The following is a 23,075-nucleotide window of genomic DNA, read 5'->3' on the forward strand; positions in this document are numbered from 1 at the left end:
CGACCGCCACTCTACCCAGCAGGGTGTGAGGGGTCGGACGCCCGGCGTCGATCGAACTCCGCGAAGGCGGCGGCGCGCTCGCGCTCGATCCGGCGTCCGAGCAGGTAGGCGGCGGCCCAGAGGGCGGCGAAGATCGGCCCCAGCGCCCACATCACGGGGGTCACGAGGCCGAGCCCGACGGCCGCGACCTGCAGCGCCCAGCCCAGGCCGTAGGCCCACTCGGCGCGCAGCATCCCGGCGACCAGGAGGCAGGCGGCGGCGAGGCCGAGGCCGACCCCGAGCGCGACGCCGGTGTCGACGCCGCCGAGGGTGATCATCACCGGCGTGGTCAGGCCGAGGGTGATCGCCTCCAGGCTGAGCACCGCGGCGCACATCGACCGGCGCGGGGACTTCGTGCGCTCGCGGTCCTGGGGCGTGTCCTGGGGTGCCTGCTCGCTCACTTGGCGCCTCCCAGCAGCAGGCGGGCCTCGCCCACCGTGACCACCGAGCCCGTCACCAGCACGGCGCCGGAGCTGAGCGAGTCGCCGCCCGGCTCCTCGGCGAGGGCGGCGGCGATGTCGATCGCGTCGGCCAGGCGCGGCGCCACGGTGACCCGCTCCTCGCCGAAGATCTCACGCGCGGTGACGGCGAGCTCGTCGGCCGGCAGCGCCCGCGACGTCGAGTTCTGGGTGACCACCAGGTGGCTCAGGTGCGGCTCGAAGGCGGCCAGCAGGCCCTCGGCGTCCTTGTCCCCCATCAGCCCGACGACGCCGACCAGCGGGGCGAAGTGGAAGGAGTCCTCCAGCGCCGCGGCGGTCGCCTCGGCGCCGGCGGGGTTGTGCGCGGCGTCGAGCACGATGGTGGGGCTGCGCCGGACCACCTCGAGCCGCCCCGGCGAGGTCGCCTCGGCGAAGGCGCCGCGGACCACGTCGTCGCCCAGCGGCTCGTCGCCGCCGACGAACGCCTCGACCGCGGCCAGGGCGAGCGCGGCGTTCTGCGCCTGGTGGGCGCCGTAGAGGGGCAGGAAGACCTCGTCGTACCGGCCGCGGAGGCCCTGCAGCGTGACCGCCTGGCCGCCGACCGCCGAGACGCGGTCGACGACGCCGAACTCCAGGCCCTCCCGGGCCACGGTCGCGCCCGCCTCGGCAGCGCGCTCCAGCATCACCTCGGCCACCTCGCGGGCCTGGTGCGCCATCACCACGGTGCTGCCCGGCTTGATGATCCCGGCCTTCTCGCGGGCGATCGCGGCCAGCGAGTCGCCGAGGTACTGGGCGTGGTCGATGGCCACCGGGGTGACCACGGCGACGTCGGCGTCGATCACGTTGGTGGCGTCCCAGGAGCCGCCCATGCCGACCTCGACCACCGCGACGTCGACCGGCGCGTCCGCGAACGCCGCGTAGGCCATGCCGACGACGGTCTCGAAGAACGACAGCGGGTGCGGCTGGTCGGCGTCGACGAGGTGCGTGTACGGCGCCACGTCGTTGAACGCGCGCACGAACGTCTCGTCGTCGACCGGCTCGCCGTCGATGCTGATCCGCTCGCTCATCTTCTCCACGTGCGGGCTGGTGAACCGGCCGGTGCGCAGGTCGAGGGCGCGCAGCAGGGCGTCGATCATCCGCGACGTCGACGTCTTGCCGTTGGTGCCGGTGAGGTGGATCGACCGGTAGGCGCGGTGCGGGTCGCCGAGCACCTCGACGAAGGCGGCGATCCGGTCCAGCGACGGCTCCAGCCGCGTCTCGGGCCACCGGGACAGCAGGGCGTCCTCGGCCTCGGCGAAGGTCTCGGCGGGACGTGCGACAGGCTCGTTCATGGCGTCCGTGAGTCTACGGAGTCAGCCGCCCGCGCCGGGAATCACGCGGACCGGCCGTCGGGCCCGCGTCACATGGATCTTCGTCGGTTCTCGGGCCGGAACCCGACGAGAATCCATGTGACGCGGGACCGCAGGCCAGGCTCAGCGCCCGGCCACCATCCGCATCCACCCCGCGGCCTGCCGCATCAGCGGCTCGGCGGCCGGGAAGACGCGGTCGTGCCGCCAGAACCCGTGCACCTGGCCGAGCGCGCGGGTGGCGACCACCTCGACGCCGGCCTCGGCGAGCAGCACCGCGAGGTGCTCCCCCTCGTCGCGCAGCGGGTCGTGCTCGGCGGTCACCACCAGGGTCGGCGGCAGCGTGCCGAGGTGGGGCGAGAGGAGCGGCGCCAGGTCCGGGTCGGCGAGGTCGGCCGGTCTGGCGGCGTACTGCTGCCAGTACCAGGCCGCCTCGGCCGGGTCGAAGCCGTCGGCGGCGGTCCGGTAGGAGTCGAACGACGCCGCCGGGTCGAGGAACGGGTAGATCAGCACCAGGCCCGCCAGCGCACCCGGCCGGCGCAGCGCCGCGACCAGCACCAGGTTGCCGCCGGCGCTGTCGCCGTGGGCGAAGGTCGGCAGCCCCGATAGTTCCTCCTGCGTGGCCACCCAGTCCAGCGCGGCCGTCACGTCGTCGGGCGCGGCCGGGAAGCGGTGCTCGGGCGGGCGCCGGTAGTCGACGCTGAGCACCGCCATCCCCGACCGGTCGGCCAGCCGCCGTACCGCGGCGTCGTGGACCTCGACGTCGTTGAAGACGAAGCCGCCGCCGTGGGCGTGCACGACGACGCCGTCGTACCCCTCCGGCAGGTAGAGCCGGGCCGGTACGCCGGCGTCCTTCCCGGGGATCAGCACGTCGCGGACCTCCGCGACCTCCTCGCGGGGGACGCCGGCGGCGGCCGCGCGGTCCGCGGCCCGGGCCGCCTCGATGTCGTAGCCCGGGTCGGTCACGGACGGCTCGCTCAGGTGGTTCTCGACCGCCTTGCGGGCCTCGGGGTACAGCGCCATGCGCGACACCCTAGGGCGTGACGATGCTCAGCTCGACGGAGTCCTCGACCGCCTCGTAGCCGAGCGCGACGTAGATGCCGTTGGAGACCGGGTTGGCCTGGTCGGTGAAGAGGATGACGCGGTTCCCCGCATCGCGCAGCAGCGCCGAGACCTCGGCCACCGCCGCGCTCGCCCAGCCCCGGCCGCGCTCCTCGGACGGGGTGTAGACCGGCCCGACCCGGGCCACGCCGAACGCCGGCGGGTTGGCGCCGGTCAGGTGCACCGGCCGGTCCGCGTCGTCCACCCAGAACCACAGCGTGCCGTCGGCGCGCTTCCGGGCGACGTCGGCCGGCGTGACCGACTCCGCCGCGTGCCCGTCGCCCGGGCCGCGTCCACCCTGCTCGTCCGCGTCCACGTGGAACCGCCGGAGCCAGTCGAGCGCCAGCCCGTCCTCCTCGGGCCGCACCGGCCGCAGCCGCCCCGGCACCCGCCGCGGGGGCCGCAGGGTGCCCAGCTCGAAGAGCCGCATGTGCACGCGGACCCGGACCTCGGCGCCGGTGCGCTCCGCGACCCGGGCCGCGAAGGCATCGACGGCCGGGCGCGCGCCGTTGGCCGCCGCCACCGGCTCGCCGCGGTCGACCAGGGCGTCGGCCAGCGCCACGGCGGACTCCTCCGGCATCGCCAGCAGGTACGGCGGGTGCGGCGGCCCCGGGTGCGTGCGCATCGCGAGCCCGGGCTCCTCGCCGGGCCGGCCGGGGTCGACGACGGCGAACCAGCAGAACGGCTCGGGCCGCGCGGACGCCCCGCGCGCCAGCCGGTCGGCGATCGTGGCCACGACGGTCGCGGTCGCGGGGTGCGCCGACAGCGTCGGGCCCGCGCACTCCAGGAAGCGCGCCGGGTCGTCGAGGAGGGTGACGGTGGCCATGGGCCGATTCTCCCGCCGGGCGGGCCGCCCGGTCGCCTGAATTTCCGCCGCGCTTCCCCCCGTCGCCGGCGAGCGATGAGTCCGGTGTCGGTGGGCGGTCCTACTTTCGAGGTACGCCCGGGGAGCAGGCGCTGCACCGAGGCTCCCCCACCACCGACCTGACCAGGAGACCACCATGACCACGACGCCCGGCGCTCCCTGCTGGATCGAGCTCACCACCTCCGACCGCGACAAGGCCGTCGCGTTCTACGGCGGGCTCTTCGGCTGGACCGCCACCGAGCCCGCCGAGGAGTTCGGCGGCTACTCGCAGTTCGAGCTCGACGGCCGCCCGATCGGCGGCATGATGCCCGAGGTCCCGGGGATGACCGGCGCCCCGGGCTGGTTCGTCTACCTCGCCGTGGAGGACGCGGAGAAGACCGCGGAGTCCGCGACCACCGCCGGCGGCACCGTGGTGGTGCCGCCGATGCCGCTGCCGGAGCTGGGCAGCATGGTCGTGGTCACCGACGCCTCCGGGCTCGCGCACGGCGGCTGGCAGCCGGCGCCGTTCACCGGGTTCCAGAGCGTCGACGGCCTCGGCGACCCCGTCTGGTTCGAGACCTACTCCAAGGACTTCGCCAGCACGCGCACGTTCCTGGAGGAGGTGTTCGGCTGGGAGACCGAGATGGCCAGCGACACCGACGAGTTCCGCTACGCCACCAACGGCAGCCAGGAGACCGCCACGGCCGGCCTGATGGACGCCTCGGGCTGGGGCGAGGACTTCGTGCCGATCTGGACGACCTACATCAAGGTCGCCGACATGGCCTCGACCCTCGAGGCGGTCGCCGACCTCGGCGGCTCGGTGCTGCAGGGACCCGACGACACGCCGTACGGCGTCCTGGCGACCATCGCCGACCCGAACGGTCAGTCGCTGAAGGTGATCGTCCCGCCGGCCGCCGCCTGAGAAGAACCGCGAGTCGGCAGAAACTTTCTGCCGACTCGCGCGCTGGTCAGGCCTCGAGGCGGGCGAGCTCCTCCTCGATGATCACCGGGTCGAGCTTGGTGAACACCGGGGTGGGCTTGGCGACCGGCGTGCCGACCACGATCGGGCGGCGCTCCCAGGCCGGGAAGCCGCTGTAGTCGCCGGTGATGATCGGGTACGGCGCACCGCCGTCCAGGTCCTCGGCCTCCACGATGTGCGGCATCGGCGCCACCTCCCCGGCCCCGCCCAGCGCCTTGTCGACGGCGTTGGCCGAGAACGGCAGGAACGGCGCGAGCACCAGGTTGAGGTCGGCGACGCACTGCGCGGCGACGTGCAGGATGGTCGCCAGCCGCTCGCGCTGGTCCTCGCCCTTGAGCTTCCACGGCTCGAGGTCGGCCAGGTACTTGTTGACCTCGCCGACGGCCTTCATCGCCTCGGCGATGCCCGCCTTGAGGCGGTGATGGCCCAGGAGGTCGCCGACGGTGTCGAACGCGGCGGCGGTGCTGGCCAGGACGGCCTCGTCCTGCTCGGTCAGCGCGCCGGCGGCCGGGATCTCGCCGAAGTTCTTGGCGATCAGGTTCGCGGTCCGGTTGACCAGGTTGCCCCAGCCGGCGACCAGCTCGTCGTTGGTGCGCCGCACGAACTCCGACCAGGTGAAGTCGCTGTCCTGGGCCTCCGGGCCGGCGGCGGCCACGAAGTAGCGGAACGCGTCGGGCTGGTAGCGCTCGACGAGGTCGCGCACGTAGATGACGACCTTCTTCGACGAGGAGAACTTCTTGCCCTCCATCGTCAGGAACTCCGAAGAGACCACCTCGGTGGGCAGGTTCAGCTCGCCGTAGGTGCGGGCGTGGCCGCCCTTGCTGCCCTTCCCGGAGTAGGCGAGCAGCTCGGCCGGCCAGATCTGGGAGTGGAAGGTGATGTTGTCCTTGCCCATGAAGTAGTAGCCGAGGGCGTCTGCCCCGGAGTCGGACGCAGGGTTCCACCACTCGCGCCACCGCTCCGGCTCGCCGGTGCGCCGCGCCCACTCGATCGAGGCGGACAGGTAGCCGATCACCGCGTCGAACCAGACGTAGAGCTTCTTCGTCGGGTTGTCCCGCCAGCCCTCCAGCGGGACGGCGATCCCCCAGTCGATGTCGCGGGTCATCGCACGCGGCCGGATCTCGTCGAGGATGTTCTTGGAGAACCGGATGACGTTCGGGCGCCACAGGCCGGTCGCCTCGCGCTCGTCGAGCCACTCCGACAGCGCGTCGGCCAGCGCCGGCAGGTCGAGGAAGAAGTGCTGGGTCTCGATGAACTCCGGGGTCTCGCCGTTGATCCGGCTGACCGGGTTCTTCAGGTCCTGCGGGTCGAGCTGGTTGCCGCAGTTGTCGCACTGGTCGCCCCGGGCGCCGTCGGCGCCGCAGATCGGGCAGGTGCCCTCGATGTAGCGGTCGGGCAGGGTCCGCCCGGTCGACGGGCTGATCGCGCCGTGGGTGGTCTGCTCGACGAAGTAGCCGTTCTCGTAGACCCCGAGGAACATCTCCTGGACCACCGCGTGGTGGTTCCGGGTGGTGGTCCGGGTGTAGAGGTCGTAGGAGAGGCCCAGGCTGACCAGGTCTTCGGCGATCAGGCGGTGGTTCCTGTCCGCCAGCTCCTGCGGGGTCAGCCCGGCCTCGTCGGCGGCGATCAGGATCGGGGTGCCGTGCTCGTCGGAGCCGGAGACCATGAGCACGTCGTGGCCCGCCATCCGCATGTAGCGGCTGAAGACGTCGGAGGGGACGCCGAAGCCGGCGACGTGACCGATGTGGCGGGGGCCGTTCGCGTACGGCCAGGCGACGGCCGACAGGACGTGACTCATGGCCCCGATCCTAGGAGGCGCCCGCGCACCCGGGCGAACCAGCGTCGAGCACCACCCCGAGCCTCAGCCCGGACTCAGTTGAACCGCTTGATGCGGCGCGCGGTCCGGCGCCGGATCGCGGGCAGCTTCTTGTAGAGGTGGCGCCCGGGGCAGGCGGTGTCGTTCGTGTCGCGGTGGCCGTCGATGACGGGCAGCTTCACCCGGCGCCCGGCACGGTACTTGTCGCTGCCGCTCGAGCGGACCCGGATCTTGGCCGTCGGGTCGCGGTCGAAGGCGTCGAGCTTCCACGCCGCGATCCGCGCGATCGCCGCGAGCACCTCCTTGCGGGGCCGGGCGGTCTCGAAGTTGCCGATCACCGAGACGCCGACCGAGGTGCTGTTGAAACCGAGCGTGTGCGCGCCCTGCGCCATCTTGAGGCTGCCCTTGCGGCCCACCCAGATCCGGCCGAAGCGGTCGACGAGGAAGTTGTAGCCGATGTCGGACCAGCCGAGGCTCTTGGTGTGGTAGCGGTACATGCCGCGGATCAGGGCCGGTACGTCGCGGCGCTTGTAGCCGTTGCTGTTGACCGTGTGGTGGACGTGGACCTGCTTGACGGTCCGGATCCGCCCGGGTCCGTCGCTGAGCAGCTTGGGGTTCGCCCCCCAGGCCTTCCGGAGGCGGACCTTCGGCTGCGGCACGCCCTTCTTCTCGGCGGCGACCGTGTCGGCGCCGTCGGTGCCGTCCGTGGCGTCCGTGGTGTCGGTCGCGTCACCGGGGTCCGTGCCCCCGTCGCGCGCTGCGACGCGTCCGCCGTCGCTCGCGTCCTGCGGCAGCGAGCCGGGGTCGATCAGCGCCAGCACCGGCCGGCGCACCGCGCCGTCGACCTCGACCTGGACGGCCGAGCACGGACCGACCCAGACCGGCTCGGTCGCCGGCGGCGTACCGGCCTCGGCGGTGGCGCCGTCGGGTCCGTCGTGCAGCGGGGGCAGCACCCGCCAGCCGCTCCACCCGCCGGCGACGCCGCGCGTGCGGACCCGGATCCGACCGCGGCCCGACCCCCAGGTGACGCCCAGCATCGAGAACCGGTCGGTCTCCAGCACGGCCGTGCGGACGGCGGCGCCGGGCGCGGAGCGCGCCGTCCCGGCCGCGGACGACAGCGGGACGTCGAGGGCGGCCACCACCGACCCCGGGTCGCGGCGCAGCCGCAGGCGCTCGGGGGCGGCCGCGCGGGCCGCGGCACCGGGCAGGTCGGGGGCGAGCCCGATCACCGGCGCGGCGGCGACGGCCGCGGCGAGGCCGCCGAGGTCACGTCGTCGCAGCTGCCGGGGCCGGGACGGGTCGGGAGAGCACGAGTCCGAGAAGCTCATGGCGATCCATCATGCGTCATGGCACCACCCGGGCAGGAGACCACCGCCCCGGGGCGTGTTCCTCGGGTGCCGAGGGTCACGCCGGCGACGGTCCGGGATCAGCTGAAGTCGAGCCCGCCGGTGCGGCTGCGCTTGAGCTCGTAGAAGTCCGGGAAGGACGCGACGGCGACCGCGCCGTCCCACAGGCGTCCGGCCTCCTCGCCACGCGGGATCCGGGACAGGACGGGGCCGAAGAAGGCGGCCCCGTTGACGGCGATGGTCGGGGTGCCGACGTCCTCGCCGACCTGGTCCATCCCCTCATGGTGCGAGGCGGCCACGGCCTCGTCGAGCCCGGTGTCGTCCATCGCGTCCACCAGCGCCGCGTCCAGCCCGGCCTCGGCGACGACCTCCGCGATCAGCGCGCGGCCGCCGTCCGGCTCCTCGTGCAGCGCCCGGCCGCCGAGGTGGATGCGCTCGCCGAACGCGTCGTAGAGCGGCAGCAGCACGTCGTCGCCGTACTTCTGCTGGGCCGCGATCAGCACGCGCACGGGGCCCCAGGCCGGGGCGAGCATGGCGCGGTAGCCGTCGGAGATCTCACGCTCGGAGTTCAGGTACGCCAGGCTCATCACGTGCCACGCGACCTCGATGTCGCGCACCCGGGTGACCTCCAGGATCCAGCGCGAGGTGATCCAGGCGAACGGGCAGATCGGGTCGAACCAGAAGTCGGCCCGGTCCTTCACCGGAGCGTCGGGGGCGGTGGGCTCGGCAGACGTGGTCACATTTTCAAGCACATCCGTCACAACGCCTTCCGGGCGAGCCGCATTCCGCGGGCGGGTGTGGGATCGGCCTCAGCGCTCGACGCGCACCGTGGTGCGCGCCTTGGCGCCGTACAGGACGGTGCCGCCCTGGTAGAACGCCCGGACCTTGCGGGTCCCGCGGCGCAGGTCGCCGATCACGACGCGTCCCTGGCCGTCGCTGAGGGTGACCCACTCCTCCTGGCCGCCGACCTTCACCAGCACCTTCCCCGGGACCGGTACGACGCCGGGCGCCGTGACCCGGACCTTCACCACCGCACGGTGGGGCCTGCCGACGGCCGCCAGCTCCATCGTGGGCTGGGAGCGGACCAGCTCGGGCAGCGCCGCCGCGGTGGTCTCGGAGAGGTAGTTGCGGCGGCTCAGCGTGGCCGTCACGCTGACCAGCGCGCCGAGGTCCGCCGCGGTGGTCACGTAGGTGGTGCCGGTCGCGTCCGGGATCGGCACGCCGTTGCGGAGCCACGTGTAGGTGACGGCCGCGTCGGCGGGGGTGACCACGCCGGGCTCGACGGTGAGCTCGGCGCCGAGGTCCGGCCTGCCGAGGAGGGCGAACGGGGTCTCCACCTCGATCCGGCCCTGCAGCACGCGGTCGGTGGCGACCGAGACCGAGCGGGAGTCGACGTAGCCGGGCCGGCTGACGATCTCCACGACCTTGACCTTCTTGCCGCCGAGGTCGCCGGTCAGCAGCAGGCTGGCGCCGCTGGCGCCCTTGATCACCTTGCGGCCGGCCTTCCACTTGTAGGAGATCTCGCCCGGCGCGGGCGACCACGCGCCCTGCTGGACCACGAGCTCCTCATCCAGCATCGGCGTACCGCTCAGCGCCGGCGCCCCGGCGTTGGCGAAGACACCGGCCGCGACGTCGGCCGTCGCCGCGGTGGCGACGGTGGTCGGCGTGCGCTTGGGCTTGCGGGCGGTGACCTTGACGGTCAGCGCCTTGCCGACCTCGGCCGCCGTGGGCGCGAACTGCGGCGACACCGCGCCGGAGATCGGCGCGCCGTCGGCCAGCCACTGGAAGGTGACCCTGCGCGGCTTCGGCGACCAGTCACCCCTGCTCACGGTGAGGGTGCCGCCGACCTGGGCGGTGCCCGCGACCGCGGGAGCGGTGGTGTTGGTCAGCGCCTGCTCGGCGTCCTTGAAGTGGATGAACCCGCTGGGCCAGCGGCCGCTGTCCTTGGTGATCCGGCGCCAGTGGAACGTGCCGTTCCAGCTGTCCTCGGAGATGACGATCTCGGTCGCGGAGACCACCTGCTCGACGTAGGCGACGTGGCCGCTGGAGCCGATCCCGTTGCTGTAGCGGTCCCACCAGGCGATCGCGCCGACCGCGGGGGTCTTGTCGGTGATCTTCGACATCGCGTGGCCCCAGTTGTAGGCCATGCCGCTGCCGCTCCACGGACGGGAGCTGGACATGCCGGCCTGGATCATCCGGTAGGCCGCGTAGTTGGTGCAGTTGTGGCCGGAGTACATCAGCCAGTACATCTTGTTGTTCACCGCGCCGTAGCCGGCGTCGGAGTAGCCGGCGCTGCGGCAGCCGGAGTAACCGGAGCAGAGGTACGTCGACCCGGCCACCGGCACCGTCCGGACCGTCGACTCCGGGCCGCCCGCCGCGACCAGGAGTCCGGCCAGCAGGATCGCCACGAGCAGGCTGGTGGCCGGCGGGGACCACCAGCGCACGGTCGTGGTCGCGCGGCGCATAGGCGTCACCTTCTTGCACTCCAACCCCAGATCGCAACAAAAACCCCAAAAAACACTTCGTTCCCGCGCGTGTCAAACTTGACTTTCTGAAACAACACCCATGTAATTCGCGACCCGCGCTCGGGCGCGTCGGATCCTGCGCCCTCCTCGGGCCGCGCCGATTCCGCCCGCCCTGGGTCGCGCTGGGAGGATGGCCGTCATGCCCGGTATGAACCTGACGCGCGACGAGGCCACCGCCCGCGGCGCGCTGATCGATGTGACGTCCTACACCGTCGACCTCGACCTGACCCAGGCCATCGAGGACGGCGCGACCACCTTCGGCTCGACCAGCACGATCACCTTCACGTGCAGCGAGCCCGGCGCCGAGACCTGGCTGGACCTGGTCGACGCGACGATCGAGGAGATCACGCTCAACGGCGCCCCGGTCGACCCCGCGACGGCGTACGCCGACAGCCGGATCACCCTGACCGGCCTGGCCGCCGAGAACACCGTCGTGGTCCGCGCCGCCTGCACCTACTCGCACACCGGCGAGGGCCTGCACCACTTCGTCGACCCCGCCGACGGCCGGGTCTACCTGTACTCGCAGTTCGAGGTGCCGGACGCCCGCCGCGTCTACGCCTGCTTCGAGCAGCCCGACCTCAAGTCGGTCTTCGACTTCAACGTGACCGCCCCGGCGCACTGGAAGGTCGTCTCCAACGCGCCCACCCCCGCGCCCACCCCGGTCCCCGGGAACGCCGACGTGGCGGTGTGGAACTTCCCCACCACGAAGCGGATGTCGACCTACATCACCGCGATCGTCGCCGGTGACTACGTCGAGTTCCAGGACGTCTACGAGGGCCCGAACGGCTCGATCCCGATCGGCCACTACGCCCGCCACTCGCTGGCGGCCGAGCTGGAGCGCGACCTGGACGAGGTCGTCACGCTGACCAAGCAGGGCTTCGCGTTCTTCGAGGACGCCTTCGGCGTGCCGTACCCGTTCGAGAAGTACGACCAGCTCTACGTGCCGGAGTACAACATGGGCGCGATGGAGAACGCCGGCTGCGTGACGCTGCGCGACGAGTACCTCCCCCGCTCCCGCCAGCCGCGCTCGTTCTACGAGTACCGGGCCTCGGTCATCCTTCACGAGATGGCCCACATGTGGTTCGGCAACCTGGTCACGATGAGGTGGTGGGACGACCTCTGGCTGAACGAGTCGTTCGCCGAGTGGGCCTGCTACCACGCCGAGGCGCTGGCCACCTCCTACGCCGACGCCTGGACCGGCTTCGCCAACATGCGCAAGCAGACCGGCTACCGCGCCGACCAGCTGCCCAGCACCCACCCGATCGCGACCGACATGGTCGACCTGCACGCGGTCGAGACCAACTTCGACATGATCACCTACGCCAAGGGCGCGTCGGTGCTCAAGCAGCTGGTCGCCTGGGTGGGCATCGAGCCCTTCCTCGCGGGGCTGGGCCAGTACTTCCGCGACCACGCCTACGACAACACCGAGTTCTCCGACCTGCTCGGCGCCCTGGAGAAGTCCTCGGGCCGCGAGCTGACCGGCTGGGCCAAGGAGTGGCTGCAGGAGGCGGGCGTCAACACGATCCGCCCCGTCTTCGAGGTCACCACCGGCGCCGACGGCACCGCGTCGTACACCTCCTTCGCGATCCGGCAGAGCGCGGCCGCCGAGCAGCCCACGCTGCGCCGGCACCGCATCGGCATCGGCTCCTACCGGCTCGACGAGGGCAAGCTGGTCCGCGACGCCTACCTCGAGGTGGACGTCGATGGTGAGCTGACCGAGATCCCCGAGCTCGTCGGCCAGACCCAGCCCGACCTGCTGCTGCTCAACGACGGCGACCTGACCTTCGCGAAGGTCCGCCTCGACGAGCGCTCGCTGGCCACCGCGGTCGCGCACCTCTCGGACCTGGACGACTCGCTCGCCCGGGCGCTGGTCTGGAGCGCCGCCTGGGACATGACCCGGGACGCCGAGATGTCGGCCACCGACTTCGTCGAGCTGGTGCTCGGCAACATCGGCGCCGAGACCGACTCCTGGGGCGTCACGGCCTTCCCGCGCTTCGCCGCCCAGGCCGTCGGCCTGTTCAGCGCGCCGGGCAACCGCGAGGCGCTGTCGGGCCGCTGGGAGACCGGCCTGCGCGAGCTGCTGGGCGCGGCCGAGGCCGGCACCGACCACCAGCTGACCTTCGCCCGCACCTACGCCGCCGCCGCGGGCTCCGAGGCCGCGATCGCGGACCTGGAGGGCCTGCTCGACGGGTCGCTGGCCTTCGAGGGCCTCACCGTGGACCAGGACCTGCGCTGGGTGCTGCTCAACAACCTGGCCCGCCTCGGTCGCGCCGACGACGCGCGGATCGACGCGGAGCTGGCCGGCGACAACACCAACACCGCGATGGAGAAGGCGGCCGCCGCGCGCGCCGCCCAGCCGACGGCGGAGGCCAAGGCCCGCGCCTGGCAGGCCGCGATGGTCGACGCCACCACGCCGAACGAGACCGCGCGGGAGATCGTGCTGTCCTTCTGGCGCGGCGGCCAGGACGAGGTGCTGGCCGAGTACGTCGACCGCTACCTGGCCGACGCCCCGCTGGCCTTCGACCGGGTCGGCTCGCACCGGGCCGCCGTCGCGGTCGAGCACATCTTCCCGCGGGTGATGGCCACGCAGGCCACCCTCGACCGGGTCGAGGCCTGGCTGGCCGACGAGGCCGAGGGCGTGCACTCCGGCGCGCTGCGCTACATCGGCGAGGGCCGGGCCGACCTGGCCCGCGCCCTGGCCGCGCAGGAGCGGGACGCCGAGGGCTGATCCAGCGGCACGAGAGGCCCGTCCGGTTCGCCGGGCGGGCCTCTCGCCGTCTCCGCCCGGGCGCGCTCGCGGCGCCCTCGCGGCGCGTGAGACTCGCCACACAGGGGGTCGCCAAGTTTGCGACGCGGTGCACCCTGGGCAGGATGGAGGGTGATGATCCGAGAAATCGCACAGCACGACCACGACCACGTCATCGACCTCAACCAGGGTGCCCTGCACGCAGTCAGCCCCCTCGACCACGAGGGTCTCTCCCTGCTGCTGAAGATGTCGGACAGCGCCTACGTCGCCGACCGCGACGGCGACGTCGCCGGCTTCGTCATCACCCTGCCGCCGGACGCCACCTACGACTCGAGCCGCTTCCGCTGGTTCGCGGAGCGGTACGACGAGTTCGTCTACCTCGACCGGGTGATCGTCTCCCCCGACCACCAGCGCCAGGGCGTCGGCAGCGAGCTCTACGAGCAGCTGCCCACCGACGTGCCGGTCGGCCTCGAGGTCTACTCGGACAACTCCAAGTCCCTGGCCTTCCACGCCGAGCAGGGCTTCCGCGCCGTCGGCGAGCTGGAGCACAACGGCATCGTCAACGTGATGATGCTGCGCGACGCCGCCTGACGCACCCGAGAACGCCGCGAGTCGGCACAAACTGACTGTCAGTTTGTGCCGACTCGCTCGCTTTGCGCGTGAGTCAGTGCCGACTCGCGGGTCAGGCCGCGGTGCGCTCGGCGAGCAGCTGCACGCCGTGGACCAGGCCGCCCGCGAGGTCGCCGTCCGCGAAGGAGGCGCTCATCTGCTCGACCGCCTCCGTCACGTCGTCATCGGTCAGCGTGCGGCGCACGTGGCCACCGGTGACGATCTCGACGATCCGCCGGCCCGGGTCGACCATGATCAGGATGCTGCGCGCCGGCAGCACGAGTGTGTTGTGCAGGCTGGTCGCGAAGGCGCGCTGATCACCCTCGACCGTGCCGACGTAGACCGAGATCTCGGCGCGACAGGCCTGCTCGGCCGCTCGGATGGCGACGTCGAGCGTCGCCTGCTCGGCAGGGGTCAGGTAGGGCATCGCGGGCCTCCGGTCGCGGCTTCGACTACCAGGAGCCGCCGGCGCCGCCGGCCGCCGAGTCCTCGCCGTCCGGCGCGGCGAGCTCGCCGGCCTCCTTGCGCGGGCCGCCGATCCACTGGGTCTCGGAGGCGCGCTTGGCGGGGTTGATCGACTCGCCGCGGGCGAGCGCGGGGGCGATGAAGATGGCCGAGACGATCAGGAAGCCGAGCACCGGGATCCCGATGAAGAGCAGCCAGACCTCGAGGTGGTCGATCTCCGGCTTCGGCTCCCAGCTCCCGGGCAGGGGCTGCGGGGTGTCGGCCGACGCCGGACCGGCGGCGAGGACGAAGCCGACCCCGAGCAGGGTCAGGAGCGAGAACGCGGCGGCGGAGCGGCGTACGGCAGTGCTGATCACAGGCATACCTTATCGACTCCGGACCCGACTCCCCCATCCCGGCCCAGGGTCGTGAGGATCAGGAGGGATTTGGTCTACTGGAGCAATGGCGATCTGGGCTCCCGCAGCACTCCTGCTCCCCCTGGACAACCCCTGCGGCTCCGACGAGCAGGTCTGCAACTTCACCTACGACCTGACGCACGAGGAGGGCCTGTCCACCTGGTCCTCGATCCTGATCGGCAAGCCGCTCGCGGTCATCTCGCTGATCGTCCTGGGCGCGATCTTCCGCTGGGTCCTGCACCGCCTCATCGACCGGCTCGCCGGTCGGGCGGAGAAGGGCGTGCTGCCCGACAAGGTCGACTTCACGGCCACGGACCGCCGCGGCCAGCGCGCCAAGACCATGGCCGGCGTCGCCAAGTCGATCGTCACCGGCCTGATCGTCGTCGTGGTGATCACCATGATCCTCAGCGAGCTCGGCGTGAACATCGCGCCGATCATCGCCTCCGCGGGCATCATCGGCCTGGCGCTCTCGTTCGGCGCCCAGTCGCTGGTGCGGGACTTCGTCTCGGGCACGTTCATCTTCCTCGAGGACCAGTACGGCGTGGGCGACGTGGTCGACCTCGGCGAGGCCAGCGGCACCGTCGAGGCGGTCACCCTGCGGATGACCCGGCTGCGCGACATCAACGGCATCGTCTGGTACGTCCCCAACGGCGAGATCATGCGCGTGGGCAACCAGAGCCAGAACTGGTCGCGCGCCGTGATCGACGTCGGCGTCGGCTACGGCGAGGACCTGGTCCGCGTGCAGGAGGTGCTCCGCGAGATCGCCCACGGCCTGTGGGAGGACGAGGACTACCGCGACGTGGTGATCGAGGAGCCGGAGGTGACCGGCGTGGAGAACCTGGCCGCGGACGCCGTCACCGTGCGGGTGATGGTCAAGACCGCGCCGCTCCAGCAGTGGACCGTGGCGCGGGCGCTGCGCCAGCGGATCAAGGCGCGGTTCGACTACGAGGGCATCGAGATCCCGTTCGCCCAGCGGGTGGTCTGGCACCGCGACGAGCGCGAGCACACCACCGGCTCCGGGGACGCCGAGGAGTCCTCCGAGCGGCCCCGAAGCGGCGGATCGACCACCTCCGAGGGATGATGGCGCGGTGACCCAGGGCGTCGAGGCGGAGACCTTCTACGAGGAGATCGGCGGGTTCGAGACCTTCCGGCGGATCGTCGCGCGCTTCTACGAGGGCGTCGCGACCGACGAGGTGCTGCGGCCCATGTACCCCGAGGAGGACCTCGGCCCCGCCGAGGAGCGCTTCCTGCACTTCCTCGTGCAGTACTGGGGCGGGCCGACGACGTACTCCGACGAGCGGGGCCACCCGCGGCTGCGGATGCGGCACGCCCCGTTCCGCGTGGACGAGCAGGCCCGCGACCACTGGCTCATGCACTTCCGGGCCGCGCTCGACTCCGTCGAGCTCACCCCCGAGCAGGACGCGCGGTTCTGGGCCTACGTCACCCACGCCGCGAATTTCATGCTGAACGTCTGAATGGGCCGAGCGGCCGTCAGTCCGCGGCGGCCAGGCCCTCCAGGAGCGCCCGGTGCTCCTCGGGGAACGGCGTCGGCCGCTGGGTGGCCGGGTCGAAGAGGACCAGCACGACCCGCGCCCGCGCGAGCACGGTCTGGCCGTCCTCGGGGGCGGTGATCGTCGCCTCCATCGTCACCGAGCTGGACCCGACCGACGCGACCCTGGTCCAGCAGTCGTAGGGCTCGGGCCGCAGCGTCAGCGCGCGGTGGTAGTCGACGTCGGTCTGGGCGACGACGAAGTGGTACCGCGCGCCCTCGCGCACCTCCGCGGCGAGGTCGGTGATCAGCTGGATCCGCGCCTCCTGGAAGTACTCGAAGTACATGACGTTGTTGACGTGGCGGTAGACGTCGACGTCGGAGAAGCGGACGTGGACCGGGTAGTGCCGCTCCGGCGCCGGCCGCACGGCCACCGCGGGGGCCCGCTTCGCCGCGGGCTCGGCCTCCAGGAACTGCTCGAGCATCGCCCGCTCGGCGTCGCTGAGCCGGCGCGGCTGCTCGACGTCGAAGCGGTACGGCGCGAGCACGGTGCTCGCGCGCAGGTAGACCCGCCGGGTGCCGTCGGGCCGCTCGTGGAAGATCTCGTACGACAGCGTGAACGAGGCCGTGCGGATCCGGGTCACCCAGACCTCGATCGTCACCGGGGTGCGGCTGAACAGCAGCGGGCGCAGGAAGGTCACCTCGTGGCGGACCACCACGATGCCCTCGACCAGCGCCTCGCCGGGCGTGCCGCCGTCGTACCGGTCGTGGCTGTGGCTGCGGAACAGGTCGACCCGCGCCTCCTGCAGGTAGTCGACGTACCGCACGTTGTTGACGTGACCCAGCATGTCCATGTCGCCCCACCGCAGGGGGCACAGATACCGATGGCGCACCACGGCATCGTGCCAGACGCCACTGAGCGGACCGTCCGAAGCGGTGCCGGTGGACAGGTGGGACACTGGCCTGCGAGAACCTGTTCCCACCGTCAGTACGGAGTAGCCGCATGCCTGAAGCAGTGATCGTTTCCGCCGCCCGCACGCCCATCGGGCGTGCCAACAAGGGCTCGCTGAAGGACTTCCGGGCCGACGACCTGACCGCGTTCATCTCCAACGCCGCCCTCGAGAAGATCCCGGCGCTGGACCCGAACGACATCGACGACTTCATCCTCGGCTGCGGCCTGCCGGGCGGCGAGTCCGGCAACAACATGGCCCGCAACGTCACCGCGCTGATGGGCTACGAGATCCCCGGCACCACCGTGACCCGCTACTGCGCGTCCTCGGTGCAGTCGACCCGGATGGCCTTCCACGCGATCAGGGCCGGCGAGGGCGACGTCTTCATCTCCGGTGGCGTCGAGGCCGTGTCGCGCTTCCAGTTCGGCACCTCAGACCACATCCCGAACACCAAGAACCCGAAGTTCGCCGACGCCCAGAAGCGCACCGAGGAGTACGCCCAGGGCGGCAAGGACTGGCACGACCCGCGCGAGGACGGCCTGCTCCCCGACGTCTACATCGCGATGGGTCAGACCGCGGAGAACGTCGCGCGGATGCGCGGCCTGGACCGCAAGACGCTCGACGAGTTCGGCGTGCGCTCGCAGAACCTGGCCGAGAAGGCGATCGCCGACGGCTTCTGGGCCCGCGAGATCACCCCGATCACCACCCCCGACGGCACCGTCGTCACCGCCGACGACGGCCCGCGCGCCGGCGTCACGTACGACGCGGTCAAGGACCTCAAGCCGGTCTTCCGCCCCGACGGCGTGGTCACCGCGGCCAACTGCTGCCCGCTCAACGACGGCGCCGCGGCCGTCGTCGTCATGTCCGACACCAAGGCCGCCGAGCTGGGCCTGACCCCGCTGGCCCGGATCGTCTCCACCGGCGTCTCGGGCCTCTCCCCGGAGATCATGGGCCTCGGCCCGGTCGAGGCGACCCGCAACGCCCTGAAGTACGCCGGCATGAGCATCAACGACATCGACCTGGTCGAGATCAACGAGGCCTTCGCCGCGCAGGTGCTGCCGTCGGCCGAGGACCTCGGCATCGACCTGGACAAGCTGAACGTCAACGGCGGCGCCATCGCGGTCGGCCACCCGTTCGGCATGACCGGCGCCCGCCTGCAGAACACGATGCTGAACAGCCTGGACTGGCACGACAAGTCCACCGGCCTGATCACCATGTGCGTGGGCGGCGGCCAGGGCATGGCGCTGATCCTGGAGCGCATGAGCTGACCTCGACCGGTCGCTGACCGACGTACCCCGGGACGCCCGGCCACCCACGGTGGCCGGGCGTCCTGCGTCCGGCCCGGCCGCGGCGACCCTGAAAGTCCGGACAACTCGCGGCGGGCCCGACCTACACTGGCGGGCGTGAGCGACCCGGACGACCCAGGAGAGGTCGAGCCACGCTGGCTCGACGCCGCCCAGCAGCAGACCTGGCGGGCGTTCCTGCTGGGCACCACGCTGCTCAACGACCGGCTCGAGGACGACCTGCGCCGCCGGTTCGGCATGTCGCTGGTCGAGTACGAGGTGATGGTCCGGCTCTCGGAGTCCGACGGGCAGATGCGGATGGCGCAGCTGGCCGACTCCCTGGCCCACAGCCGGAGCCGGATCACCCACACGGTGGCGCGGATGGAGCGCGAGGGGCTGGTCGAGCGCACCGAGTCGCCCGAGGACCGGCGCGGCGTGCTCGCGCGCCTGACCGACCAGGGCTGGGACGCACTGAGGACCGCGGCTCCGGTGCACGTCAACGGCGTCCGGGACTACCTCGTCGACCTGGCCTCCCCCGAGGACTTCGCCGCGCTGCACCGGGTGATGGACGCCGTGGCGGACCGGCTGATCGGCGACCACCCCGCCCGCGAGCTCCGCTCCGGTGAGGCCGTCACCCACTGACCAGGCGCACGAGGCACCGGTCTACATGTAACACGTCTTTCACAGGGCGGCTGTTGCCAGTGATCGCATGCACTTGGCAAGGTAGGGACCGACCGGCGGCCACGCGCCGACCGGTCGACGATCGGAGAGCCTCCCCCGGCCCGGCGCCCGCGCCGGTCCGGCGGACATGTTGATGGGCGGGGTGGCCCCCGTTGCTGAGTCCGACGTGACACAGCCATGCATCGTCATGCCATCACGAGGAGAGACTCATGCGGTTCACCGTGCCCACCATCGACATCACCCCCTACCGGACCCCCGGCGCCACGGCGGCGACCAGCCCCGAGTGCGCCCGGGTCGCCGCCGAGATCGACCGCGCGTGCCGCGAGGTCGGCTTCCTGCAGCTCGTCGGCCACGGGGTCAGCCCGGAGGCGATCGCCGGGCTCGCCGACGCCCTCGACGCCTTCTTCGACCTCGACCCGCGGCTCAAGCGCGGGTACGCGCGGCCCGGCGTCAACCGCGGCTACACGCCGCCGAGGTCCGAGTCGCTCTCCAACAGCCTGGGCGTCACGCCGGCGAACATGATGAACGACTTCTACGAGGCCTACTCGGTCGGCACCGACACCGCGGCGTACGACGGCGTCGAGCTGCCCGAGGAGAGCTACCCGTCCAACACCTGGCCGGAGGCCGTGCCGCAGTTCCGCCCCGCGATCGAGGCGTACCTGCGCGAGGTCACGGCGGCCTCGCGCGTCCTGCTGCGGGCGTGCAGCGAGGCGCTCGGGCTGCAGCCGGACCACTTCGACGGCCTCGTCGACCGCTCGATCGACACGCTGAAGATGAACAACTACACGCTGCCCGAGGGCGACATCGAGATCGCCGGCGAGCTGACCGGGATGGGCGCCCACACGGACTTCGGGCTGATCACCCTGCTGTGGGCCGACCAGGTGGCCGGGCTCCAGGTGCTCGGCTCGGACGGCGGCTGGCACGACGTGATGCCGGCCGACGGCGCGCTGCTGGTCAACCTCGGCGACGCGACGGCCCGGCTGACCAACGACCAGTGGCAGTCGACCCTGCACCGGGTGAACCCGCCTGTGATCGACGGCCGCGTGATCCGTCGCCGCTCCGCCGCGTTCTTCTTCGACGGCAACCACGACGCCGTCGTCGAGCCGCTGCCGCAGACGGTGGGCGCGGACGGGCCCCGGTACGAGCCGATCACCATCGCCGACCACCTGGCGGCGAAGATCGCGGGCCTCAAGTCCGGGCTGAGCACGGGCGAGAAGCCGGCGGGAGCCGACCGCGAGGCGGCCCGCCTCAGCGGCGCCAGCGCCTGACGCGAGTCGGCAGAGACTCCCTGCCGGCGCGCGCTCGTCAGTGGAGGTGCTGCCGCCAGTCGCTCGGCACCCGGTCGGCCGGCCCCGGGACCGCCTGCGAGAGCGGGCGGTGCTGCGGGTCGGCCAGCGGAGGGCCGTCGGCGAAGTCCTGGTCCCGGTAGTCCCAGAACCAGGCCTCGCCCGGCTCGGAGCTCCGGACGTAGCGATGGCCCGTCGCCCGCCAGTGGCCGCTGGCGTGCTGGCTCGGGGACGAGTCGCAGCAGCCGATGTGCCCGCACCCGGCGCAGCGGCGCAGGTGCAGCCACCAGCCACCGGCTGACTCGCACTCCAGGCAGCCGGGACCGCTCGGCACGGCCGTGGGGTCGATCTCGTCGCTGGCGCTCATAGGACCCTCATCCTGCCCGGACGGACGTCGGGGCGCGACCTCCGCTCCACCATGCGCCGCGAGTCGGCACAAACTGACAAGTCGCGAGCACGAGTCGGCAGAAAGTTTCTGCCGACTCGCGCTCTGCGGTCTGGACCGGCCCGTCAGTTTGTGCCGACTCGCGCAGCGCTGCGCGTCAGCTTGTGCCGACTCGTGCTCAATCGCGGGTCAGGCGGCGGTGGGTGACGCGGTGCGGGCGGGCGGCCTCGACGCCGAGGCGCTCGACCTTGTTCTCCTCGTAGGAGGCGAAGTTGCCCTCGAACCAGAACCACTTGCCGCCGTCCTCCTCGTCGCCCTCCCAGGCGAGGATGTGGGTGGCGATGCGGTCGAGGAACCACCGGTCGTGGGAGGTGACCACGGCGCAGCCCGGGAAGTCCAGCAGCGCGTCCTCGAGGCTGGAGAGGGTCTCCACGTCGAGGTCGTTGGTGGGCTCGTCGAGGAGCAGCACGTTGCCGCCCTGCTTGAGGGTGAGCGCCAGGTTGAGGCGGTTGCGCTCACCGCCGGAGAGCACGCCGGCCTTCTTCTGCTGGTCGGGGCCCTTGAAGCCGAACGACGCGACGTAGGCGCGCGAGTTCATCTCGAAGTTGGCGACCTTGATGAAGTCCAGGCCGTCGGAGACGACCTCCCAGACGTTCTTGTTGGGGTCGATCCCGCCGCGGGACTGGTCGACGTAGGAGAGCTTGACGGTCTGACCGACGGTCAGCTTGCCCTCGTCGGGCGTCTCTCCGCCGGTGATCATCCGGAACAGCGTGGTCTTGCCGACGCCGTTGGGGCCGACGACGCCCACGATGCCGGCGCGCGGCAGCGTGAAGCTGATGTCGTTCCACAGCGTGCGGTCGTCGAACGCCTTGACCAGGTGGTCGGCCTCGAGGACCACGTCACCGAGGCGCGGGCCCGGCGGGATGTTGATGTCGGCGGTGTCGACCTTGCGGGCGCGGTCGGCCTCGGCCGCCATCTCCTCGTAGCGGGCGAGACGGGACTTGGACTTGGTCTGCCGCGCCTTGGCGTTGGAGCGGACCCACTCCAGCTCCTTCTCGAGCATCTTGGCGCGCTTGGCGTCCTTCTGGCCCTCGATCTTGAGCCGTTCCTTCTTGGTCTCCAGATAGGTGGAGTAGTTGCCCTCGTAGCCGTGGATCTGGCCGCGGTCGACCTCGGCGATCCACTCGGCGACGTTGTCCAGGAAGTACCGGTCGTGGGTGACCGCGAGGACGGCGCCCGGGTAGCTCTTGAGGTGACCCTCCAGCCACTGCACCGACTCGGCGTCGAGGTGGTTGGTGGGCTCGTCGAGGAGCAGGAGGTCGGGCTGCTGCAGCAGCAGCTTGCAGAGCGCGACGCGGCGGCGCTCACCACCCGACAGGTTGTCGACGAGCAGCTCCGGCGGCGGGCAGCGCAGGGCGTCCATGGCCTGGTCGAGGCGGGAGTCGAGGTCCCAGGCGTTGGCGTGGTCCAGGTCGGTCTGGAGGTCGCCCATCTCGGCCAGGAGCGTGTCGTAGTCGGCGTCCGGGTCGGCGAGCTCCTCGGAGATCTTGTTGAACCGGTCGAGCTTGCCCTTGATCTCGGCGACCGCCTCCTCGACGTTCTCCAGGACGGTCTTGCCCTCGGTCAGCGGCGGCTCCTGCTGGAGCATCCCGACGGTGCCGTCGGGGTCGCGGACGATGTCGCCGTTGTTGGGCTGGTCGAGGCCGGCCATCAGCTTGAGCAGCGAGGACTTGCCCATGCCGTTGGGGCCGACGACGCCGATCTTGGCACCGTGCAGGAACGACAACGTCACGTTGTCGAGGACGACCTTGTCGCCGTGCGCCTTGCGCACGTTGCGCAGGGAGAGGATGTATTCCGCCATGGCGGCAAGGCTACGCAGAATCGCGCCGGGAAGCCCGTTCGGGGTGACCGTCCCTCCAGGCGGACGGCCACCCCGGCCGCACGGGGCGGATCCGCTAGGCCGCGGTGGCCTCCGGCGTCGCCGAACCGTCCGCCCGGTCCCGCAGCGGCGACCGGCTGAACGCGCTGCACCCGCGGGTCAGGTCGTGGCCGACCGTGATCGCCTCGACCTCCAGGGCGAGCACCTCGGTGTTGGCCTTGTTGACGTAGGTGCGGTGGGTGAGCCGGCCGTGGACCACCACCGGGTCGCCCCTGCGCAGCGAGCGCAGGCAGTGCTCGGCCAGGGTGCGCCAGGCGTTCACCGTGTACCACTGCGTCTCGCCGTCGACCCACTCCTCGCGCTGGCGGTGGAACCGCCGCGGGGTGCAGCCCACCCGGAAGTGGGTCACCGGGACGCCGCCCGCGTCGCGGCCGGTCGGGTCGCCGCCGAGCCAGCCCTGCAGGGTCACCATCGTGTCGTTGCTCATCGCCT

Annotated in this window: 22 protein-coding genes; 8 read left to right on the plus strand and 14 right to left on the minus strand. The window is 71.9% G+C overall.

Going from position 1 to position 23,075, the window contains the following annotated elements; all coding sequences use genetic code 11:
* Positions 1-11: 11 nt before the first annotated feature.
* From ABLM29_RS09070 to ABLM29_RS09085, 4 genes are all read right to left on the minus strand, one after another.
* Positions 12-440 carry a DUF4233 domain-containing protein gene (locus ABLM29_RS09070; RefSeq protein ID WP_349713768.1) on the minus strand — a complete coding sequence of 143 codons (429 nt, stop codon included), beginning with the start codon at positions 438-440 and terminating at the stop codon, positions 12-14.
* A complete protein-coding gene (gene folC, locus ABLM29_RS09075; RefSeq protein WP_349713769.1) occupies positions 437-1,789 on the minus strand; it encodes a bifunctional tetrahydrofolate synthase/dihydrofolate synthase in 1,353 nt (450 codons plus the stop codon). Before folC ends, ABLM29_RS09070 begins: the two co-directional genes overlap by 4 nt.
* A 141-nt stretch (positions 1,790-1,930) precedes the next feature.
* Positions 1,931-2,827 carry an alpha/beta hydrolase gene (locus ABLM29_RS09080; protein ID WP_349713770.1) on the minus strand — a complete coding sequence of 299 codons (897 nt, stop codon included), beginning with the start codon at positions 2,825-2,827 and terminating at the stop codon, positions 1,931-1,933.
* A gap of 10 nt (positions 2,828-2,837) precedes the next feature.
* The gene (locus tag ABLM29_RS09085) at positions 2,838-3,731 is read right to left on the minus strand and encodes a GNAT family N-acetyltransferase (protein ID WP_349713771.1); all 894 of its coding nucleotides are present in this window, start codon (positions 3,729-3,731) and stop codon (positions 2,838-2,840) included.
* Positions 3,732-3,906: 175 nt separating this feature from the next.
* Between ABLM29_RS09085 and ABLM29_RS09090 the strand changes: the two genes are divergently transcribed.
* On the plus strand, positions 3,907-4,671 hold the full coding sequence (locus ABLM29_RS09090; RefSeq protein ID WP_349713772.1) for a VOC family protein: 765 nt from the start codon (positions 3,907-3,909) through the stop codon (positions 4,669-4,671).
* 46 nt (positions 4,672-4,717) lie between these two features.
* Here the strand turns inward: ABLM29_RS09090 and metG are convergent, their stop codons facing one another.
* The 4 genes from metG to ABLM29_RS09110 all read right to left on the minus strand — a co-directional run bounded on the left by metG (position 4,718) and on the right by ABLM29_RS09110 (position 10,355).
* Entirely contained in the window at positions 4,718-6,526 is a 1,809-nt protein-coding gene (gene metG / locus ABLM29_RS09095) for a methionine--tRNA ligase (RefSeq protein ID WP_349713773.1), read from the minus strand.
* A 74-nt stretch (positions 6,527-6,600) separates the two neighbouring features.
* Positions 6,601-7,872, minus strand: coding sequence for an N-acetylmuramoyl-L-alanine amidase (locus tag ABLM29_RS09100; RefSeq protein WP_349713774.1), 1,272 nt, complete (start codon positions 7,870-7,872; stop codon positions 6,601-6,603).
* Between the two features lie 98 nt (positions 7,873-7,970).
* Entirely contained in the window at positions 7,971-8,630 is a 660-nt protein-coding gene (locus ABLM29_RS09105; RefSeq protein WP_349713775.1) for a mycothiol-dependent nitroreductase Rv2466c family protein, read from the minus strand.
* Positions 8,631-8,699: 69 nt separating this feature from the next.
* Positions 8,700-10,355 (minus strand): CHAP domain-containing protein, encoded by a 1,656-nt coding sequence (locus ABLM29_RS09110; protein ID WP_349713776.1) that lies wholly within the window; start codon positions 10,353-10,355, stop codon positions 8,700-8,702.
* Between the two features lie 199 nt (positions 10,356-10,554).
* Here ABLM29_RS09110 and pepN point away from each other — a divergent pair, with 199 nt between their 5' ends.
* Both pepN and ABLM29_RS09120 read left to right on the plus strand, forming a co-directional pair.
* On the plus strand, positions 10,555-13,143 hold the full coding sequence (pepN, locus tag ABLM29_RS09115; RefSeq protein ID WP_349713777.1) for an aminopeptidase N: 2,589 nt from the start codon (positions 10,555-10,557) through the stop codon (positions 13,141-13,143).
* 153 nt (positions 13,144-13,296) lie between these two features.
* A complete protein-coding gene (locus ABLM29_RS09120) occupies positions 13,297-13,752 on the plus strand; it encodes a GNAT family N-acetyltransferase (RefSeq protein ID WP_349713778.1) in 456 nt (151 codons plus the stop codon).
* A gap of 91 nt (positions 13,753-13,843) precedes the next feature.
* Here the strand turns inward: ABLM29_RS09120 and ABLM29_RS09125 are convergent, their stop codons facing one another.
* Together ABLM29_RS09125 and ABLM29_RS09130 are read right to left on the minus strand one after the other, a co-directional pair.
* A complete protein-coding gene (locus ABLM29_RS09125; RefSeq protein ID WP_349713779.1) occupies positions 13,844-14,197 on the minus strand; it encodes a DUF5130 family protein in 354 nt (117 codons plus the stop codon).
* Positions 14,198-14,222: 25 nt separating this feature from the next.
* The gene (locus ABLM29_RS09130) at positions 14,223-14,591 is read right to left on the minus strand and encodes a hypothetical protein (RefSeq protein WP_349713780.1); all 369 of its coding nucleotides are present in this window, start codon (positions 14,589-14,591) and stop codon (positions 14,223-14,225) included.
* A gap of 85 nt (positions 14,592-14,676) precedes the next feature.
* On the opposite strand from ABLM29_RS09130, the gene ABLM29_RS09135 reads away from it, so the two are divergent.
* Together ABLM29_RS09135 and ABLM29_RS09140 are read left to right on the plus strand one after the other, a co-directional pair.
* A complete protein-coding gene (locus ABLM29_RS09135) occupies positions 14,677-15,711 on the plus strand; it encodes a mechanosensitive ion channel family protein (protein WP_349713781.1) in 1,035 nt (344 codons plus the stop codon).
* Positions 15,712-15,718: 7 nt separating this feature from the next.
* Positions 15,719-16,105 (plus strand): globin, encoded by a 387-nt coding sequence (locus ABLM29_RS09140; RefSeq protein ID WP_349713782.1) that lies wholly within the window; start codon positions 15,719-15,721, stop codon positions 16,103-16,105.
* A gap of 16 nt (positions 16,106-16,121) precedes the next feature.
* Here the strand turns inward: ABLM29_RS09140 and ABLM29_RS09145 are convergent, their stop codons facing one another.
* Positions 16,122-17,012 (minus strand): acyl-CoA thioesterase, encoded by an 891-nt coding sequence (locus tag ABLM29_RS09145; RefSeq protein WP_349713783.1) that lies wholly within the window; start codon positions 17,010-17,012, stop codon positions 16,122-16,124.
* Between the two features lie 110 nt (positions 17,013-17,122).
* On the opposite strand from ABLM29_RS09145, the gene ABLM29_RS09150 reads away from it, so the two are divergent.
* From ABLM29_RS09150 to ABLM29_RS09160, 3 genes are all read left to right on the plus strand, one after another.
* The gene (locus ABLM29_RS09150; RefSeq protein WP_349713784.1) at positions 17,123-18,337 is read left to right on the plus strand and encodes an acetyl-CoA C-acetyltransferase; all 1,215 of its coding nucleotides are present in this window, start codon (positions 17,123-17,125) and stop codon (positions 18,335-18,337) included.
* Between the two features lie 135 nt (positions 18,338-18,472).
* The gene (locus ABLM29_RS09155; RefSeq protein WP_349713785.1) at positions 18,473-18,994 is read left to right on the plus strand and encodes a MarR family winged helix-turn-helix transcriptional regulator; all 522 of its coding nucleotides are present in this window, start codon (positions 18,473-18,475) and stop codon (positions 18,992-18,994) included.
* A gap of 248 nt (positions 18,995-19,242) precedes the next feature.
* Positions 19,243-20,301 carry an isopenicillin N synthase family dioxygenase gene (locus ABLM29_RS09160; protein WP_349713786.1) on the plus strand — a complete coding sequence of 353 codons (1,059 nt, stop codon included), beginning with the start codon at positions 19,243-19,245 and terminating at the stop codon, positions 20,299-20,301.
* A gap of 37 nt (positions 20,302-20,338) precedes the next feature.
* Here the strand turns inward: ABLM29_RS09160 and ABLM29_RS09165 are convergent, their stop codons facing one another.
* The 3 genes from ABLM29_RS09165 to ABLM29_RS09175 form a co-directional block, all read right to left on the minus strand.
* On the minus strand, positions 20,339-20,686 hold the full coding sequence (locus ABLM29_RS09165; protein WP_349713787.1) for a UBP-type zinc finger domain-containing protein: 348 nt from the start codon (positions 20,684-20,686) through the stop codon (positions 20,339-20,341).
* A gap of 196 nt (positions 20,687-20,882) precedes the next feature.
* A complete protein-coding gene (gene ettA / locus ABLM29_RS09170; RefSeq protein ID WP_349713788.1) occupies positions 20,883-22,565 on the minus strand; it encodes an energy-dependent translational throttle protein EttA in 1,683 nt (560 codons plus the stop codon).
* A gap of 94 nt (positions 22,566-22,659) precedes the next feature.
* On the minus strand, positions 22,660-23,070 hold the full coding sequence (locus ABLM29_RS09175; protein ID WP_349713789.1) for a single-stranded DNA-binding protein: 411 nt from the start codon (positions 23,068-23,070) through the stop codon (positions 22,660-22,662).
* Positions 23,071-23,075 lie beyond the last annotated feature (5 nt).

Origin of the sequence: Nocardioides sp. YIM 152588 (assembly GCF_040191335.1) — a bacterium.
In the GTDB taxonomy this organism is placed as follows: domain Bacteria; phylum Actinomycetota; class Actinomycetes; order Propionibacteriales; family Nocardioidaceae; genus Nocardioides.

What these genes read in the sequence shown, in the direction of transcription:
- folC (WP_349713769.1), bottom strand. Translation starts at nt 1,789, where the DNA reads ATGAACGAGCCTGTCGCACGTCCCGCCGAGACCTTCGCCGAGGCCGAG.
- ABLM29_RS09080 (WP_349713770.1), bottom strand. Translation starts at nt 2,827, where the DNA reads ATGGCGCTGTACCCCGAGGCCCGCAAGGCGGTCGAGAACCACCTGAGC.
- ABLM29_RS09085 (WP_349713771.1), bottom strand. Translation starts at nt 3,731, where the DNA reads ATGGCCACCGTCACCCTCCTCGACGACCCGGCGCGCTTCCTGGAGTGC.
- ABLM29_RS09090 (WP_349713772.1), top strand. Translation starts at nt 3,907, where the DNA reads ATGACCACGACGCCCGGCGCTCCCTGCTGGATCGAGCTCACCACCTCC.
- metG (WP_349713773.1), bottom strand. Translation starts at nt 6,526, where the DNA reads ATGAGTCACGTCCTGTCGGCCGTCGCCTGGCCGTACGCGAACGGCCCC.
- ABLM29_RS09100 (WP_349713774.1), bottom strand. Translation starts at nt 7,872, where the DNA reads ATGAGCTTCTCGGACTCGTGCTCTCCCGACCCGTCCCGGCCCCGGCAG.
- ABLM29_RS09110 (WP_349713776.1), bottom strand. Translation starts at nt 10,355, where the DNA reads ATGCGCCGCGCGACCACGACCGTGCGCTGGTGGTCCCCGCCGGCCACC.
- pepN (WP_349713777.1), top strand. Translation starts at nt 10,555, where the DNA reads ATGCCCGGTATGAACCTGACGCGCGACGAGGCCACCGCCCGCGGCGCG.
- ABLM29_RS09120 (WP_349713778.1), top strand. Translation starts at nt 13,297, where the DNA reads ATGATCCGAGAAATCGCACAGCACGACCACGACCACGTCATCGACCTC.
- ABLM29_RS09125 (WP_349713779.1), bottom strand. Translation starts at nt 14,197, where the DNA reads ATGCCCTACCTGACCCCTGCCGAGCAGGCGACGCTCGACGTCGCCATC.
- ABLM29_RS09135 (WP_349713781.1), top strand. Translation starts at nt 14,677, where the DNA reads ATGGCGATCTGGGCTCCCGCAGCACTCCTGCTCCCCCTGGACAACCCC.
- ABLM29_RS09150 (WP_349713784.1), top strand. Translation starts at nt 17,123, where the DNA reads ATGCCTGAAGCAGTGATCGTTTCCGCCGCCCGCACGCCCATCGGGCGT.
- ABLM29_RS09160 (WP_349713786.1), top strand. Translation starts at nt 19,243, where the DNA reads ATGCGGTTCACCGTGCCCACCATCGACATCACCCCCTACCGGACCCCC.
- ABLM29_RS09165 (WP_349713787.1), bottom strand. Translation starts at nt 20,686, where the DNA reads ATGAGCGCCAGCGACGAGATCGACCCCACGGCCGTGCCGAGCGGTCCC.
- ettA (WP_349713788.1), bottom strand. Translation starts at nt 22,565, where the DNA reads ATGGCGGAATACATCCTCTCCCTGCGCAACGTGCGCAAGGCGCACGGC.
- ABLM29_RS09175 (WP_349713789.1), bottom strand. Translation starts at nt 23,070, where the DNA reads ATGAGCAACGACACGATGGTGACCCTGCAGGGCTGGCTCGGCGGCGAC.